Below are 16,110 nucleotides of genomic sequence, written 5' to 3'. Positions count from 1 at the left end.
TTAAATAACTGTGTTGTGCAGCGGCTCAAGCGTAGAGCGCATCCTGCAGGAGTTTGGCCTGTTCTTCTGCGTGAACGGAGGGGTAGCCACCCGCAGGGGCCGCCGATGCCTCCCGTCCAGCGTAGTCCAGATACAGATTGCTGACGCTGTGCTGGCTCAGTACCCGACGCATGTGGTGCTGGCTGCAGTACCAGGCGCCCTGGTTCATGGGCTCCTCCTGACACCACACCACCTTGCGTACATTGGTGTAGGGTGCCAGCACCTCGGACAGGTCGTCTTCCGGGAACGGATAGAGCTGCTCGATACGCACTATGGCGACGTTGTCCAGGCCGTCGGCGCGGCGTTTCTCCAGCAGATCGTAGTACACCTTGCCACTGCACATGATGACGCGATCCACCTTGACCGGATCGATCTGATCGATCTCCGGAATCACGGTCTGGAAGGAGCCTTCGGCCAGATCTTCCAGGGTGGATACGGCCAGCTTGTGACGCAGCAGCGATTTCGGACTGAGTACCACCAGCGGCTTGCGCAGCGGGCGGATCACCTGGCGGCGCAGCAGATGATAGATCTGTGCCGGTGTGGTGGGTACGCAGACCTGGATGTTCTGCTCTGCACACAGTTGCAGGAAGCGCTCCAGGCGGGCGGAGGAGTGCTCCGGTCCCTGCCCTTCATAACCATGGGGCAGCAGCATGGTCAGGCCGCACAGACGGCCCCACTTGTGTTCGCCGCTGGTGATGAACTGGTCGATCACCACCTGGGCGCCGTTGGCAAAGTCGCCAAACTGGGCTTCCCAGATGACCAGGGCGTTCGGAGTGGTGGTGGCATAGCCGTACTCGAAGGCCAGCACCGCTTCTTCCGACAGCAGCGAATCGTAGATATCGAACCGCGGCTGACCTTCGTACAGGTTGGCCAGCGGAATGTAGGCGCCATCGCCCTTCTGGTTGTGCAGCACCGCATGACGGTGGGAGAAGGTGCCGCGACCCACGTCCTGCCCGGTGATGCGCACCGGATGCCCCTCGTGCAGCAGGGTGGCGTAGGCCATGGTCTCGGCGAAGCCCCAGTTCAGGGCCAGGCCACCTGCGGCCATCTTCACCCGGTCCTCGATGATCTTGGCAACCTGACGCTGCAGGACCAGACCGTCGGGCAGGTTGGTCAGGCGGTTGGCCAGCTCCTGCAGGGTCTTGAGGTCGAAACGGGTATCGTGGCGCGCGGTCCACTTGTGGCCCAGGTAGGGTTTCCAGTCGACGAAGGAGTTGGAATCCGGTTCCTTGACCAGGCTCTTGACCACGTGATCGCCGTTGTCCAGGGCGGTGCGGTACTCCTCGATACGCGCCTGAACATCCTCCTCGGAGACCACACCGGCCTCGACCAGACGCTTGGCGTAGATTTCGCGGGTGGTCGGGTGCTTGTTGATCACCGCATACATGCGCGGCTGGGTACCGGAGGGCTCGTCCGCTTCGTTGTGACCACGACGGCGGTAGCACACGAGATCGATGACCACGTCACGCTTGAACTGCATGCGGTAATCGACCGCCAGCTGGGTGACGAACAGCACCGCTTCCGGGTCGTCGCCATTGACGTGGAAGATCGGCGCCTGAATCATCTTGGCGATATCGGTGCAGTATTCGGTGGAACGGGCGTCTTCCTGGCGGCTGGTGGTGAAGCCGACCTGGTTGTTGACCACGATGTGGATGGTGCCACCGGTCTTGTAGGCCCGGGTCTGGGACATCTGGAAGGTTTCCATGACCACACCCTGACCGGCGAAGGCGGCGTCGCCGTGGATGCTGATCGGCAGCACCTTGTCACCGGTCGGATCCTTGCGACGGTCCTGACGGGCACGCACCGAACCCTCCACTACCGGAGAGACGATCTCCAGGTGCGACGGGTTGAACGACAGCGCCAGGTGGACCTCGCCACCGGAGGTCATGACGTTGGACGAGAAGCCCTGGTGGTATTTCACGTCACCGGAGCCCAGATCGATCATCTTCTTGCCTTCGAACTCGTCGAACAGGTCGCGGGGATTCTTGCCCAGGGTGTTGACCAGTACGTTGAGGCGGCCGCGGTGGGCCATGCCCAGCACGACTTCGGCAACGCCATAGGAGCCCGAACGCTGGATGATCTCGTCCAGCATGGGGATCAGGCTCTCGCCCCCTTCGACGCCGAAACGCTTGGTGCCGGGGTATTTGGTGCCCAGGTACTTTTCCAGACCCTCGGCGGCGGTCAGGCGTTCGAGCAGATGACGACGACTTTCGGCGGAGTGCTGCGGCTTGCCGCGTACGCTTTCCAGGCGCTGCTGGAACCAGCGACGCTGCGCCGAATCGACAATATGCATGTACTCGGCGCCGATGGTGCCGCAGTAGGTCGATCTGAGCGCGTCGAGAATTTCACGCAGAGGGGCCTCTTCCTTGCCGATCTGCAGTTCACCGGTACGGAACACGGTGTCCAGATCAGCTTCGGTCAGACCGTACTCGGCCAGTGTCAGATCAGCGATGGGTTCCCGCTGCCACAGCCCCAGGGGATCAAGATTGGAAGCCTGGTGGCCCCGCATCCGATAGGCTTGAATCAGTCGCAGCACGCCGACCTGCTTCTTGTCGCGTTCGCTGCTTACCTGGCCGCCGCTGACCGCCTGGGGCCGACGGGGATTCTTTGCGAGCGACAGAAAGTGCTCGCGGATAGTGGAGTGGGAAATGTCCGACCCGGTCCCGCTGGTCTGGGGCAGCTTGTCGAAGTAGCTGCGCCACTCTTCGGCGACACTGTTCGGATCGTGCAGATAGAGCTCGTACAGCTCTTCAACGTAGGAGGCATTCCCACCTGACAGGTGAGATGTACTCCACAGCTGCTGCATTTCGCTGTCTGGCATTCTTGGTCACCCTCTATAAGGGGGACACCACCTGGCGCAAAGACCATTAATTGGCAATGGAATTGCCCTCCGGGCAGAACAGTCAGGAGGGGTCGCGGCATTGTCCCTGCCAATCGCCCTGCTCTGTCTGATTCCACGAAACCGGAATATTGCCGGCCCCGACAGATAGTTCGGGTGTTACCCGTTGCCCCTGTTGGTTAAGCTTTCTATAAACCGACTGCCGCTTTGTGGGCAGCAGTCCGAATCAATTCTCTACTGGCACCCTATGCCGGCGCCAGTAGAGTTTGGTCTGATGAGCTGAGCTCGATCAGGTTCCACTTTGCAGCAGCATGTTGCGGATATGTCCGATCGCCCGGGTCGGGTTGAGACCCTTCGGGCAGACATTCACGCAGTTCATGATGCCCCGGCAGCGGAAGACACTGAACGGGTCGTCCAGTGCAGCCAGTCGGTTCTCGGTCTCGGTGTCGCGGCTGTCGGCGAGGAAACGATAAGCCTGCAGCAGCGCTGCCGGGCCGAGGAACTTGTCCGGGTTCCACCAGAACGACGGGCAGGAAGTGGAGCAGCATGCACAGAGAATACACTCGTACAGGCCATCCAGCTTCTCGCGCTGCTCCGGCGACTGCAGGCGTTCGATAGCGGGCGCCGGCGTGTCGTTCTGCAGATACGGCTGAACCTTCTCATACTGCTTATAGAAGATGCTCATATCCACGACCAGGTCACGGATTACCGGCAGACCCGGCAGCGGACGCAGGACCAGCTTGTTGTTCTTCACCACGCTGGACAGCGGAGTGATACAGGCCAGACCGTTCTTGCCGTTGATGTTCATGCCGTCGGAACCGCAGACACCCTCGCGGCAGGAGCGACGGAAGCCGAGACCGGCATCCTGCTCCTTGGCCAGCTGCAGAACGTCGAGCACCATCAGGTCCTTGCCTTCGGTGTCGATCTGGAAGTCCTGCATGTAGGGAGCCTTGTCGGTCTCCGGGTTGTAACGATAGATACTGACTTGCAACATACCGGATCCCCTTAATATGTACGGACTTTGGGCTCAAACGCAGGCACGGTCTTCGGCTGGAAGTTCACCGAACGCTTGGTCAGCTGCTTGGTCTGCGGGTGGTAGATGCTGTGGCACAGCCAGTTCTCGTCGTCGCGCTCCTCGTAGTCCTCACGGGCGTGGGCGCCACGGCTTTCCTTGCGGCCTTCGGCGGCGATGGCGGTAGCCTCGGCCACTTCCAGCAGGTTCTGCAGTTCCAGCGCTTCGATACGGGCGGTGTTGTAGGCGTTGCTCTTGTCGTCGATCTTGACGTTGGCAATGCGCTCGCGCAGATCGGCCAGCTCCTGGATACCCTTCTGCATGTACTCACCGGTGCGGAATACACCGAAGTAGTTCTGCATGCAGTTCTGCAGCGCCTTGCGCAGCGGAGCCACATCCTCACCCTTGGTGCGGGTATTCAGGCCGGACAGACGGGACAGGGAAGCCTCGATGTCGGATTCGGAAGCGCCACGGTACTCGATGCCTTCCTTCAACGCGCTTTCAAGATGCAGACCGGCCGCACGACCGAACACTACCAGGTCGAGCAGCGAGTTGCCGCCCAGACGGTTGGCACCGTGTACGGATACGCAGGCCACTTCACCAACGGCGAACAGGCCTTCGACGATGCGGTCGTTGCCTTCCAGATCCGGAGCAATGGCCTGACCATGGATGTTGGTGGCAATGCCGCCCATCATGTAGTGGCAGGTCGGTACGACCGGGATCGGAGCGGTAACCGGGTCAACGTGGGCGAAGGTCTTGGACAGTTCACAGATACCCGGCAGGCGGCTGTGCAGCACTTCCTCACCCAGGTGGTCCAGCTTCAGCATCACGTGGTCTCCATCCGGACCACAGCCATTGCCGGCCAGGATTTCCTTGACCATGGAACGGGCAACAACGTCACGACCGGCAAGGTCCTTGGCGTTCGGAGCATAACGCTCCATGAAGCGCTCGCCATGCTTGTTGATCAGGTAACCACCCTCACCACGGCAGCCTTCGGTAACCAGTACACCGGCACCGGCAATACCGGTGGGGTGGAACTGCCACATTTCCATGTCCTGCTGCGGGATACCGGCGCGCAGGGCCATGCCAACGCCGTCACCGGTGTTGATCAGGGCGTTGGTGGTGGAGGCATAGATGCGTCCGGCACCACCGGTGGCCAGCACGGTGGCCTTGGAGCGGATGTAGACGGTCTCACCGGTTTCCAGGCAGATGGCGATGATGCCCACAACAGCGTTGTCCTGGTTCTTCACCAGATCCACGGCATACCATTCATTGAGGAAGGTGGTGTTGTGCTTGACGTTGTTCTGGTACAGGGTGTGCAGCAGCGCGTGACCGGTACGGTCGGCGGCGGCGCAGGTACGGGCAGCCTGACCGCCCTCACCGTAGTTCTTGGACTGACCGCCGAAGGGGCGCTGATAGATGCGGCCCTGCTCGGTGCGGGAGAACGGCAGACCCATGTGCTCCAGCTCGAACACGGCCTCCGGACCTACGGAGCACATGTATTCGATGGCATCCTGGTCACCGATGTAGTCGGAACCCTTGACGGTGTCATACATGTGCCAGCGCCAGTCGTCGTTCGGATCAGCCGAAGCGATGGCACAGGTGATGCCGCCCTGGGCGGAAACGGTGTGCGAACGGGTCGGGAACACCTTGGTAACTACGGCAGTCTTGTGACCACCCTGGGCCAGCTGCAGCGCCGCGCGCATACCGGCACCACCACCACCGACGATGATGGCGTCAAAAGTCAAAGTACGAATATTAGCCATTGATCAAATACCCCACAGGATCTGTACACCCCAGACGAACAGCACGAACATCAGCAGACCGCACACCACCTGGAACAGGAAGCGCAGCACGGTTGCGAATCGGCCGAAAGCCATGGGGGTGAGGTAGTCGGTAGAAATAGTCCACATACCGACCCAGGAATGCACAGCCAGCGCCACCAGCGTCAGCAGACTGAAGATGCGCATGGCATTGTTGCTGTACAGGGCCTGCCACTGCTCGTAGCTCAGTCCCGGATTGAGGATCAGGTAGCCCAGCAGGAAGATGGTGTAGGCTGCCAGCAGCACGGCGGAAACGCGCTGCGCCATCCAGTCATACAGGCCGCTACGCGACAGGTTGGTGACGTTGGTTACCATATCCATACCCCCAGCAGAACAATCAGAACGGCGGCAACGACAATCAGCACCTGGGCGCCCAGTCGGCCACTCTCCAGCCCTTCACCAACTCCGGCGTCCATCAGCAGGTGACGGATACCGGCAACCAGGTGGTACAGCAGCGCGGACAGCACGCCCCACAACACCAGCTTGGCGATCGGATTTTCAAAACAGGCCTTTACTTGCTCGAAGCCGCTTTCGGAACTCAGAGACGTGTCCAGCATCCAAAGCAGGCCTGCAATGGCGATGAACAGAATGACTCCCGAGATGCGGTGAGCGATAGACGTATAGGCTGTGACAGGAAGTTTGATTGTCCTGAGATCCAGGTTGACAGGTCTTTTGCTATTCACGGCTATATTCACACTCGTTACCCTGTGGACAGGGCGGGATTATAGGAAGGCGCTTCACGCACCCAAATGACGCGCGGCATAGCTTCGAGGAAGAAGCCGAAAGGTCATTTTGCCGGCCAAGGAGTATAGTGACTCAGTCGTCAGATTACAACGCGGCAAAGCCTTCCCATCGGCCTTTCCCGGCTTCTGCAACATTCCCACTGCGTCAAAAGCGCGCATGCCCTTTTTTCCATAAAACCTTTGCATGATTGCGATCAGAAATCTCTATAGACAGACTAAATCGCAGAATTGACAAACGGGTTTTTGACTTTATAGTGATGCGGGCCCTGCGTGGGGGGTCACACTTTCGATACAGCAAAACAGGAGGCCATCAATGGCTGACAAAAAAGCGCAGTTGATCATCGAGGGCGCTGCCCCCATCGAGCTGCCTGTCTATTCCGGCACTATGGGCCCGGACGTGATTGATGTTCGCAGCCTCACCAGCGAGGGTGTTTTCACTTTCGATCCCGGCTTCATGTCAACCGCGTCCTGCGAATCCAAGATCACGTACATCGACGGCGACAAGGGCATCCTGCTGCATCGCGGCTATCCGATCGAGCAACTGGCCGAGAAATCCGACTTCCTTGAAGTGTGCTATCTGCTGCTCAAGGGCGAACTGCCCAGCGCCGAGGAAAAGGCCAAATTCACCGGCACCATCCAGGCTCACACCATGGTGCATGAGCAGCTCAAGAGCTTCCTCAACGGCTTCCGCCGTGACGCCCACCCGATGGCGATCATGTGCGGCATGGTCGGCGCGCTGTCTGCCTTCTATCACGATTCCCTGGACATCAACGATCCGATGCATCGTGAAATCTCCGCAATCCGCCTGATTGCCAAGATTCCTACCATTGCTGCGATGGTCTACAAGTACTCGGTCGGCCAGCCGGCAATGTACCCGCGGAACGATCTGAGCTACTCGGAAAACTTCCTGCACATGATGTTCAACTCCCCGGCCGGCAGCCGCGAGATCAGCCCTGTTCTGGCCCGCGCCATGGACCGCATCTTCGTCCTGCACGCCGATCACGAACAGAATGCCTCCACCTCCACCGTGCGTCTGGCCGGCTCCTCCGGTGCCAACCCGTTCGCCTGTATCGCAGCCGGTATTGCCGCCCTCTGGGGACCGGCACATGGCGGCGCGAACGAAGCTGTTCTGCGCATGCTGGATGAGATCGGCGACGTTTCCAACATCGACAAGTTCATCGCCAAGGCCAAGGACAAGGATGATCCGTTCAAGTTGATGGGCTTCGGTCACCGGGTCTACAAGAACTTCGACCCGCGCGCCAAGGTCATGAAGCAGACCTGCGACGAGGTTCTGGGCGAGCTGGGCATCAACGATCCGCAACTGGAACTGGCCATGAAGCTGGAAGAGATCGCCCTGAGCGACCCCTACTTCGTGGAACGCAACCTGTACCCGAACGTGGACTTCTACTCCGGCATCATCCTCAAGGCGCTGGGCATCCCCACCGAGATGTTCACCGTGATCTTCGCCACCGGCCGCACCCCGGGCTGGATCGCACACTGGCACGAGATGATCAGCCACCCGTACAAGATCGGTCGTCCGCGTCAGCTGTACACCGGCCACACCCAGCGCGATTACCCGAACCGGTAATCTGTCTGAGCATTAAAAAAACCCGCTTCGGCGGGTTTTTTTAATGCTCCCCAGGCAGGTGGCACATGAAATAGTAGGAGCACCGCCCTCGGTGCGAACCGGGCGGGCATCATTCGCACCCGGGGCGGGTGCTCCTACCGGGGGAGCGGGGGTGGCGCATGCGATTGCAGGAGCACCTCCCTCGGGGCGAACGGACTGCTCAGCACGCAGTCGCCTGCTCCCACCAGCTCAATATCTCTATTGCCTGCTCGGCGCTGTCGCCACACACCTCGGGATCGGCCATGAACCGGGAACACACAGCGGGGCGCTCGGGCTTGCCGAACAGGGCGCAGCGCTTGTCGGCGGTCAGATGGACACAGGCCACGCCTGCAGGTTTGCCCTGCGGCATGCCGGGAATCGGGGTAGTGATCGAGGGCGCCACGCAGCAGGCGCCACAACCTTCTCGACATTCCATATAGAAGCTAGAATCCTCGCTTTGCACAGGGCCCCTGGCGGCCCACCCTTCGCCTACTCCTACCGGGATCCAGACCATGCAGATACCCATCTGGGCACAGACCGCCCTGTTGTTGAGCCTGTCCAACATCTTCATGACCTTCGCCTGGTACGGACATCTGCGCACGCTGAACAGCAAGCCCTGGATCATCGCAGCGCTGGTCAGCTGGGGCATCGCCCTGTTCGAATACATGCTGATGGTGCCGGCCAACCGCATCGGCTATACCGAGCTGTCGGTGGCGCAGCTGAAGATAATGCAGGAAGTGATCACCCTGTGCGTGTTCGTGCCCTTTGCGGTGCTCTTCCTGCATCAACCCCTGAAGCTGGACTATCTCTGGGCCGGGCTCTGTCTGCTCGGCGCGGTGTATTTTATTTTCCGGGCTTGAGCCTGGCAATCAGACTGGAGGTATCCCACCGCCCTCCCCCCAGCTTCTGCACCTCGGCGTAGAACTGGTCGACCAGGGCGGTGACCGGCAGCTGGGCGCCGTTGCTGCGCGCCTCATCCAGCACTATGGCCAGATCCTTGCGCATCCAGTCCACTGCGAAACCGAAGTCGAACTCCCCGGCCAGCATGGTCTTGTGGCGGTTTTCCAGCTGCCAGGACTGGGCCGCGCCCTTGCTGATCACCGCCATGGCCGCTTCCCCGTCCAGCCCCGCGCACTGGGCGAAATGCAGCGCCTCGGCCAGACCCTGGACCAGACCGGCAATGCAGATCTGGTTCACCATCTTGGTCAGCTGCCCGTTACCCACCGGCCCCATCAGCTTGACCATGCGCGCATAACTGTTGATCACCGGGCGCGCCAGATCGAAGACCGCCTCCTCGCCGCCCACCATCACCGTCAGCTGACCGTGCTCGGCACCGGCCTGACCGCCGGACACCGGCGCATCGAGAAAACCTACTCCCTGCTCCCCGGCCAGACCGGCCAGCCGTCGGGCCACCTCGGCCGAGGCAGTGGTGTGGTCGACGATGACCGCGCCGCTGCGGGCGCCGGCCAGCACACCTTCGGGACCACTGACGACGTCGGTCAGATCATTGTCGTTGCCGACGCAGATCATGATGAAATCCTGCTCGGTTGCCGCCTCGGCCGGGGTCGGACAGCTGCGACCGCCGTGCTCGGCAACCCATTGTCGGGCCTTTTCAGCGGTCCGGTTGTACACCGTAACCTCATGCCCGGCACGCGCCAGATGACCCGCCATCGGGTACCCCATGACGCCCAGACCGATAAACGCAACGCTAGCCATAGTTACTCCTGAATGGGTGTTCATTGATTTGCACGGGCAGAATGATAGCAGGCGAAACCCCCTGTTCGGCGAAACCGGCCGCAGGCATAATTGGCGCCCATTTACTCACATCCGGAGTTCCGCCATGTTCAGCACCAACCAGTATTTCGACGGCAAGGTTGCATCCATCGCCTTCAGCTAGCCCGAAGGCCGCGCCACTGTGGGCGTCATGGCTCCCGGCGAATATGAATTCGGCACCAACGAACTGGAGATCATGCACGTGATCAGCGGCAAGCTGACCGTGAAACTGCCCGGCAGCGAACAGTGGCAGGACTTTGTCGCCGGCAGCCAGTTCACTGTCCCCGGCAACAGCCGCTTTCAACTGAAGGTCGAGCAGGATACTGCCTACCTCTGCGAATACCGCTGAGACAGACCCGTATTCCGGAAGGGCCGAATTCCATTCGGCCCATGGGCTCCCGCCCCTGTTGTGGGAGCCCCGCAGCCGGGGCGACTGCCAAGTCCCTACTTTTCGCCCACGATCGCCTTGCCATAACCATCCAGAAATTCCGCCGGCATGCGCCGCGGCCGCCCCGTACTCAGCTCCACACAGGCAAAGGTGGTATAGGCCCGCAACAGGGTGACGCCGTCGCCGGGGCGCAGCAGCTGGAAGCGCCGTGTCATGCGCAGCTTGCTGTCCCAGCTGACGATCCAGGTGCCCATCTGCAGCTCTTCGCCCTCGTAGGCGGAGGCCAGATAATCAATTTCGTGGCGCAGCACCACCATCGCGCGGTTCAACTGCTGGTATTCGTCCAGCCCCAACCCCAGCGACCGGGAGTGCTGCCAGGCGCAGCGCTCCAGCCAGCGCACATAGGATGCATTGTTGGCGTGGCCCAGCTCGTCGATATCCTCGGGCTGCACCTGCACCTGCTCGATAAAGGGGGCTTCCAGATCCCAGTTCACGTTTGTCTCCCGGCCCGACAGTGTTTGAAAGTGAAGAAGCATACCATTGCCGGCCCCGGTAAATCGCCCGGCAGAGCCTCAGCCGACTTGCCATCAACGCCGGCCCGCACGACACTGGAGGCACGAGCCGTTACAGGAGCTGGCATGTTCAAGCATCTGCACTTTCCGATTCTGGTCATCAATTCCGATATCGATCGCAACAACGTCGCCGGCCGACAGCTGACCGAACTGTTCAGGGCTCTGGAGCAGGAAGGCTTCGAGGTGCTGGCCACCGCCTCCCTGGAAGAGGGCCGGCTTGTGGCCGAGGCGCACCGGGGGCTGTCGTGCATCCTGTTCACCCCCGAGAATCACCCGGACGGCGATCTGGGCCCGGAACGACGCCTGTTCGATGCAGCCCATTCCCGCTCCCCCGAACTGCCGATCATGGCCCTGAGCACCACCCAGGCACTGGATACCCAGCTGCTCGGGCGAGTGCGCGACCTGCACCAGCTGCGCGGCATCATCTATCTGTTCGAGGACACCATGCCCTTCATCGCCGGGCAGATCGCGCGCACCGCCCGGACCTATCTGTCCCAGCTGCTGCCGCCCTTCTTCAAGGCCCTGCTGACCTACACCGGTCGTGCCAGCTATTCCTGGCACTCCCCGGGCCACGGCGGCGGCGTGGCCTTTCGCAAGAGCCCGGTAGGCCGTGCCTTCCACGACTTCTTCGGCGAGAACACCCTGCGTTCGGATCTGTCGGTATCGGTGCCGGGGCTGGGCTCGCTGCTCGATCACAATGGCCCCATTGCCGAAGCCGAGGCCAATACCGCCCGCACCTTCGGCGCCGACCACAGCTTCTATGTGATCAACGGCACCTCTACCGCCAACAAGATCATCTGGCACGCCTTCGTTACCCGGGATGATGTGGTGCTGGTGGACCGCAATTGCCACAAGTCGATACTGCATGCGATCACCATGACCGGCGCCATCCCCGTGTACCTCACCGGCTCGCGCAACGACTACGGCATCATCGGCCCCATCAGCCTGGACTCCTTCTCCCCGCAGAGCCTGCGCCAGCGCCTGGCCGAGCACCCGCTGCTGCAGGGACGTACACCACGCATCCGCCTGGCGGTGCTGACCAACTCCACCTACGACGGCCTGTGCTACAACGCCGAGTTGATCAAGGACGAGCTGGAGGATGCGGTGGACATCCTGCATTTCGACGAAGCCTGGTACGGCTACGCCGCCTTCCACGAGTTCTATGCCGGCCGCCACGGCATGGGCAGCAAGCGTGGCTTCGAGCGGGCCAGGCACCCCCTGGTATTCGCCACCCAGTCGCCGCACAAGGTGCTGGCCGCCCTGTCCCAGGCCTCGATCATCCTGGCCGAGAACAGCGTTGAGCAGCAGCTGGATGTGGGCCGCTTCAACGAAGCCTTCATGATGCACACCTCCACCTCGCCGCATTACGGCATCATCGCCTCGATCGACGTAGCCACCGGCATGATGGCCGGCGAGCCGGGCCGCTCGCTGGTGCAGGAGACCCTGGACGAGGCCCTGTCCTTCCGCCGCGCCATGCAGCAGACCGCCGAGCGCCTGGATGAGGACGAATGGTGGTTCGATGTCTGGGAACCGGAGCAGGCGCTGGACAGCGAGCAGCTGGTCGCCAGCGACTGGACCCTGGACAGCGGCGCCGACTGGCACGGTTTCGGTGACACCGCCGACGACTATGCCCTGCTCGATCCGATCAAGGTCACCCTGCTGACGCCGGGGGTGGAAGAGCATGGCCGCCTGGGCCGCACCGGCATACCCGCCGCCATTGTCACCCGCTTTCTGGCCGAGCGCGGCCTGGTGGTGGAGAAGACCGGCCTGTATTCCTTCCTGATCCTGTTCTCCCTGGGCATCACCAAGGGCAAGTGGAGCACCCTGGTGGCCGAGCTGCAGGAGTTCAAGCGCCTGTACGACAGCAACGCGCCGCTGGAGCTGACCCTGCCGGTCATCGCCCGTACCGGACACTACCCGGACATGGGCCTGCGTGACCTGTGCAATCAGTTGCACCACTTCTACAAGCAGCAGCACATGGTGCGCATACTGCGGCAGATCTATACCCAGCTGCCGGAGATCGTCCTGCGCCCCGCAGACGCCTACCAGAAGATGGTGCGCGGCCAGGTGGAAATGGTGCCCATCGACCAGCTGGGCGGACGCATCAGCGCGGTCATGCTGGTGCCCTACCCGCCGGGCATCCCGGTGATCATGCCCGGCGAGCGCTTCTCCCGGGATAACAGTGCCATCGCCGACTACCTGAAGATCGCCCTGGACCAGGACCGGCAGTTCCCCGGGTTCGAGAGTGACATTCACGGACTGCGCCCGGTGGTGCAGGAGGATGGCAGCGTGCGGCTGTTTGTTGACTGCCTGGTGGAGCCGAACGCGGGCAGCTGAGGTCCGCCAGCCCTACAGTGTCCGCGTGCGCAGGTGCTGCCGGACCGCGTCGATGAAAGCCCGCACATTGGGGTGATTGCGGCGGCCGCCCTGGAACAGCAGGGACACCGGCAACCGGGGTGCATTGTCCTCGGCCAGCAGCAGCTCCAACTGCCCGCTGGCAAGCTGCTCTGTTACCTGATAGGACAATGTACGGATCACCCCGAGACCCGCCACTGCCGCTGCCACCGCCGCCTCGGTATTGTTCACCGAGAACCTGGGGGCATGACCGGAACGGCGGACCTCGTCCAGCCCCCAGCCACGGTGCGGACCGAGCTCATCCTCCACCCAGATCAGCTGATGCTGGGCCAGCTCGGCCAGTGACGTCGGCCGGCCATGGACAGCCAGATATGCCGGACTGGCAGTGAATACCCGGCGGACCTCCCCGACCCGGGTCATGTGCAGCGCACTGTCAGGCAGTTCGGCGATACGCACGGCGACATCCACGCCTTCCTCCACCAGGCTCACCACCCGATCCAGCAACAGCAGCCGTACCCGCAGCTCGGGAAAGCTGGCCAGCAGCTGAGTGACGGCCGGCTGGATATGCAGGCGACCGAACAGGACCGGGGCGGTCACCGTCAGCAGTCCGCTCGGCGCGGAGCGGCGCCCCTGCAGAACATCGTAGGCCTGTTCAATTTCGGAAATACCGGCCCGGCAGTGGTCGAGAAACAACGCCCCTTCCTCGGTCAGGCTGACACTGCGGGTGGTTCGTCGCAGCAGCTGGACACCCAGACTGGTTTCAAGCGCAGCAATGGTGCGTGACACCGTCGTCGGTGACAGGCTCAGCCGACGACCGGCTTCGGCAAAACTGCGATGCTCGGCAACGCTGATGAAGGTACGCAGTGTGCGCAGCCGGTCCATGAATTCGACCTCGATTGGTATCGTTTTTCGCAATAGTGAAGTGCCAGACTGGCTGATTCTCTCACCAATCCGCAATGGACAGAATGACCGTACCCCATTCAGGAGATCAACGGTCATGAAACTCTATCACTATGCCCTGTCCGGGCACGCCCACCGGGCCGCCCTCTTCCTCTCCCTCAGTGGCCTGCCCCACGAACTGATCGACGTGGATCTTGCTGCCGGGCAACACCGACGGCCGGAATTTCTCGCGCTCAATGCCTTCGGCGAGGTGCCGGTGCTGGAGGACAGCGGCATCATCATTGCCGATTCGCTGGCCATTCTCCTGTATGTCGCGCGCCGAATCGGCCCTTCGCATTGGTTACCCGGCGAGCCCGCTGTGGAGGCCGAGATTCAGCGCTGGCTCGCCGTAGCCGCCGGCAAGGTCGCCTATGGTTTGTGCGCCGCGCGCCTGATCACGGTATTCGGAGCCCACTTCGATCCCCGGGAAGTCATGCAACGAGCCCATGCGACCCTGGCAGTGATGGAGCACACCCTGGAGCGCTGGCAGTGGCTGGCCCGCACGGTGCAGCCCAGCATCGCCGATGTCGCCCTGTACAGCTATACCGCGAGCGCCCCTGAAGGCAATGTGGACCTTGCACCTTACCCGCATGTCCGCCGCTGGCTTAGTTGCATCGAGCAGCTGCCGGGGTTTGTCCCCTTCCAGCAGACAAGCGCCGGCCTGCGTGCCGCTGTCGAGGAGTAGCCACCATGAACTTCACCAACCTGCGTCTTGATCACATCGGTATCCGGGTAACCGATCTGGCGATGGCCGAAGCCTTCTACGCCAGGCTCGGCTTCCAGCGCGATCCGGAGGAGTTTGCGCCGGCCGCCAGGGCCTGTGGTCTGAAACACCCGACCGGCCTGCGCATCCATCTGATCTATAACGGCGAGGCGGCACAGGCAGGCAACGTGCTGCTGGACGCCCCGGTGAAATACCCGGGTTACACCCACGCTGCCTTCATCATCGAAAGCATGGATGAGCTGGTAGCCTGGCTTGGCCGCGAAAATATCCGCATCAGCGAAGGCCCAGTGATCATGGGGCATGGTCGCCGCAACGTCTGCTTTATCCGCGACCCCGATCTGAATGTGCTGGAGTTCAACGAGATACTCGACCAAGCCGTCACATAACAACCGGAGCTGTCGAAGTCAGCGGCACTCGCCATGAAAGCGGCAGAGGGACCGGCTCGCCCAAGCCGCAGAAGACTGGAAAGCAGGAAGAATGAAACTGCCGGACGCCGACGACAAGGAATTCATCCCCTTGCCGAACGATCCGTTTCCGACCAAATAAGCCTACGGAAATACCACTACAGGATCACCTTCCTGCCAGGGCGGAAACTTGACCATGACCTGCTGAAACACCGGATGCGCCAGCCAGCCCCTCAACCACTGCTGCAGATGCGGATAGGGCAAACTGTAGAACACGTCCTGATCGACATGGGCGAACTGGCGCACAAAAGGCATGAGACTGATATCCGCGATGCTGATGCGGTCACCCAGCAGATAGCGGTGATCGGCAAGCGCCCGCTCCAGCATCTGCAGAAACACCTCGCCCCGCTGTCGATACTCCGACTGCGCCAACTCGGGATAGCGATCGGCGTACTTGTAACGGTCCAGCCAGTGCTTGAACTCGTTATCGTTCTGATCGATCAGCGCATTGGCGCTGGCCAGGTCAACCTGCAATAAACCCTGCGGATCACTCTGCCCCAGCGCCCACTCTACTATCTCCCGGCTCTCTTCGATAACCACGCCCCCAGCACCACCGTTCCCCACCAGCTCGAGAACCGGAACCGTGCCCTTGGGGCTGATCGCCAACATCTGCGGCGGCTTGTTTTTCAGCACCACCTCGCGCAACTCCACCTGCAACTCGGCAAACAACAGACCAAGCCGAGCGCGCATGGCGTAGGGGCAGCGGCGGAAGGAGTACAGGCGTGGGAGTGTCGGGGGGCATGGGACAGGCCTTTTCATGAAACCATCTTAAAAGCAAAACCATTCCGAGAAACATGTGGTTTCTGCGGCCCTGACTCAGCATCAAGAGGCCG

At 61.7% G+C, this 16,110-nt stretch carries 15 protein-coding genes and 1 pseudogene; 6 read left to right on the top strand and 10 right to left on the bottom strand.

Annotated features, from left to right (window positions below; genetic code table 11):
* Positions 1-25: 25 nt before the first annotated feature.
* The 5 genes from VF673_RS01610 to sdhC form a co-directional block, all read right to left on the bottom strand.
* On the bottom strand, positions 26-2,860 hold the full coding sequence (locus tag VF673_RS01610) for a 2-oxoglutarate dehydrogenase E1 component (RefSeq protein WP_440290641.1): 2,835 nt from the start codon (positions 2,858-2,860) through the stop codon (positions 26-28).
* Positions 2,861-3,167: 307 nt separating this feature from the next.
* A complete protein-coding gene (locus VF673_RS01605; protein ID WP_090538473.1) occupies positions 3,168-3,872 on the bottom strand; it encodes a succinate dehydrogenase iron-sulfur subunit in 705 nt (234 codons plus the stop codon).
* Positions 3,873-3,883: 11 nt separating this feature from the next.
* Positions 3,884-5,656 (bottom strand): succinate dehydrogenase flavoprotein subunit, encoded by a 1,773-nt coding sequence (gene sdhA, locus VF673_RS01600; RefSeq protein WP_440290640.1) that lies wholly within the window; start codon positions 5,654-5,656, stop codon positions 3,884-3,886.
* A gap of 3 nt (positions 5,657-5,659) precedes the next feature.
* The gene (gene sdhD, locus VF673_RS01595; RefSeq protein ID WP_090538471.1) at positions 5,660-6,028 is read right to left on the bottom strand and encodes a succinate dehydrogenase, hydrophobic membrane anchor protein; all 369 of its coding nucleotides are present in this window, start codon (positions 6,026-6,028) and stop codon (positions 5,660-5,662) included.
* A complete protein-coding gene (sdhC, locus tag VF673_RS01590; RefSeq protein WP_090538470.1) occupies positions 6,022-6,408 on the bottom strand; it encodes a succinate dehydrogenase, cytochrome b556 subunit in 387 nt (128 codons plus the stop codon). Before sdhC ends, sdhD begins: the two co-directional genes overlap by 7 nt.
* Before the next feature lie 361 nt (positions 6,409-6,769).
* Here sdhC and gltA point away from each other — a divergent pair, with 361 nt between their 5' ends.
* The gene (gltA, locus tag VF673_RS01585; protein ID WP_320330758.1) at positions 6,770-8,044 is read left to right on the top strand and encodes a citrate synthase; all 1,275 of its coding nucleotides are present in this window, start codon (positions 6,770-6,772) and stop codon (positions 8,042-8,044) included.
* Positions 8,045-8,243: 199 nt separating this feature from the next.
* Here gltA and VF673_RS01580 read toward each other — a convergent pair whose 3' ends face one another.
* On the bottom strand, positions 8,244-8,498 hold the full coding sequence (locus tag VF673_RS01580) for a YkgJ family cysteine cluster protein (protein ID WP_440290639.1): 255 nt from the start codon (positions 8,496-8,498) through the stop codon (positions 8,244-8,246).
* Positions 8,499-8,580: 82 nt separating this feature from the next.
* On the opposite strand from VF673_RS01580, the gene VF673_RS01575 reads away from it, so the two are divergent.
* Positions 8,581-8,922 (top strand): DMT family protein, encoded by a 342-nt coding sequence (locus VF673_RS01575; RefSeq protein ID WP_090538681.1) that lies wholly within the window; start codon positions 8,581-8,583, stop codon positions 8,920-8,922.
* Here VF673_RS01575 and VF673_RS01570 read toward each other — a convergent pair.
* A complete protein-coding gene (locus VF673_RS01570) occupies positions 8,906-9,778 on the bottom strand; it encodes an NAD(P)-dependent oxidoreductase (protein WP_440290638.1) in 873 nt (290 codons plus the stop codon). The genes VF673_RS01575 and VF673_RS01570 overlap by 17 nt on opposite strands.
* 124 nt (positions 9,779-9,902) lie before the next feature.
* Here VF673_RS01570 and VF673_RS01565 point away from each other — a divergent pair.
* Positions 9,903-10,184 (top strand): annotated as a pseudogene (locus VF673_RS01565) (pyrimidine/purine nucleoside phosphorylase).
* Positions 10,185-10,279: 95 nt separating this feature from the next.
* Here the strand turns inward: VF673_RS01565 and VF673_RS01560 are convergent.
* The gene (locus tag VF673_RS01560; protein WP_320330761.1) at positions 10,280-10,717 is read right to left on the bottom strand and encodes an acyl-CoA thioesterase; all 438 of its coding nucleotides are present in this window, start codon (positions 10,715-10,717) and stop codon (positions 10,280-10,282) included.
* 144 nt (positions 10,718-10,861) lie between these two features.
* Here VF673_RS01560 and VF673_RS01555 point away from each other — a divergent pair, with 144 nt between their 5' ends.
* Positions 10,862-13,132 (top strand): Orn/Lys/Arg decarboxylase N-terminal domain-containing protein, encoded by a 2,271-nt coding sequence (locus VF673_RS01555; protein ID WP_440290637.1) that lies wholly within the window; start codon positions 10,862-10,864, stop codon positions 13,130-13,132.
* A 12-nt stretch (positions 13,133-13,144) separates the two neighbouring features.
* Here VF673_RS01555 and VF673_RS01550 read toward each other — a convergent pair whose 3' ends face one another.
* Positions 13,145-14,032 carry a LysR family transcriptional regulator gene (locus tag VF673_RS01550; RefSeq protein ID WP_320330763.1) on the bottom strand — a complete coding sequence of 296 codons (888 nt, stop codon included), beginning with the start codon at positions 14,030-14,032 and terminating at the stop codon, positions 13,145-13,147.
* Positions 14,033-14,147: 115 nt separating this feature from the next.
* Between VF673_RS01550 and VF673_RS01545 the strand changes: the two genes are divergently transcribed.
* A complete protein-coding gene (locus tag VF673_RS01545; protein WP_273126932.1) occupies positions 14,148-14,774 on the top strand; it encodes a glutathione S-transferase family protein in 627 nt (208 codons plus the stop codon).
* A 5-nt stretch (positions 14,775-14,779) separates the two neighbouring features.
* On the top strand, positions 14,780-15,199 hold the full coding sequence (locus VF673_RS01540) for a VOC family protein (protein WP_440290636.1): 420 nt from the start codon (positions 14,780-14,782) through the stop codon (positions 15,197-15,199).
* A 162-nt stretch (positions 15,200-15,361) separates the two neighbouring features.
* Here the strand turns inward: VF673_RS01540 and VF673_RS01535 are convergent, their stop codons facing one another.
* Entirely contained in the window at positions 15,362-16,036 is a 675-nt protein-coding gene (locus VF673_RS01535; protein WP_440290635.1) for a glutathione S-transferase, read from the bottom strand.
* Between the last annotated feature and the right edge of the window lie 74 nt (positions 16,037-16,110).

The sequence above is a fragment of the Halopseudomonas sp. Lyrl_26 genome, assembly GCF_051948695.1.
In the GTDB taxonomy this organism is placed as follows: Bacteria; Pseudomonadota; Gammaproteobacteria; order Pseudomonadales; family Pseudomonadaceae; genus Halopseudomonas; species Halopseudomonas formosensis.
The sequence above is the reverse complement of the archived record's forward strand: the minus strand, read 5'-3'. Positions and strand labels throughout refer to the sequence as shown.

Coding starts and splice junctions, on each gene's coding strand:
- sdhD (WP_090538471.1), bottom strand. CDS start 6,028: ATGGTAACCAACGTCACCAACCTGTCGCGTAGCGGCCTGTATGACTGG.
- VF673_RS01545 (WP_273126932.1), top strand. CDS start 14,148: ATGAAACTCTATCACTATGCCCTGTCCGGGCACGCCCACCGGGCCGCC.
- VF673_RS01555 (WP_440290637.1), top strand. CDS start 10,862: ATGTTCAAGCATCTGCACTTTCCGATTCTGGTCATCAATTCCGATATC.
- sdhA (WP_440290640.1), bottom strand. CDS start 5,656: ATGGCTAATATTCGTACTTTGACTTTTGACGCCATCATCGTCGGTGGT.
- VF673_RS01570 (WP_440290638.1), bottom strand. CDS start 9,778: ATGGCTAGCGTTGCGTTTATCGGTCTGGGCGTCATGGGGTACCCGATG.
- VF673_RS01605 (WP_090538473.1), bottom strand. CDS start 3,872: ATGTTGCAAGTCAGTATCTATCGTTACAACCCGGAGACCGACAAGGCT.
- gltA (WP_320330758.1), top strand. CDS start 6,770: ATGGCTGACAAAAAAGCGCAGTTGATCATCGAGGGCGCTGCCCCCATC.
- VF673_RS01580 (WP_440290639.1), bottom strand. CDS start 8,498: ATGGAATGTCGAGAAGGTTGTGGCGCCTGCTGCGTGGCGCCCTCGATC.
- VF673_RS01550 (WP_320330763.1), bottom strand. CDS start 14,032: ATGGACCGGCTGCGCACACTGCGTACCTTCATCAGCGTTGCCGAGCAT.
- VF673_RS01540 (WP_440290636.1), top strand. CDS start 14,780: ATGAACTTCACCAACCTGCGTCTTGATCACATCGGTATCCGGGTAACC.
- VF673_RS01610 (WP_440290641.1), bottom strand. CDS start 2,860: ATGCCAGACAGCGAAATGCAGCAGCTGTGGAGTACATCTCACCTGTCA.
- VF673_RS01535 (WP_440290635.1), bottom strand. CDS start 16,036: ATGAAAAGGCCTGTCCCATGCCCCCCGACACTCCCACGCCTGTACTCC.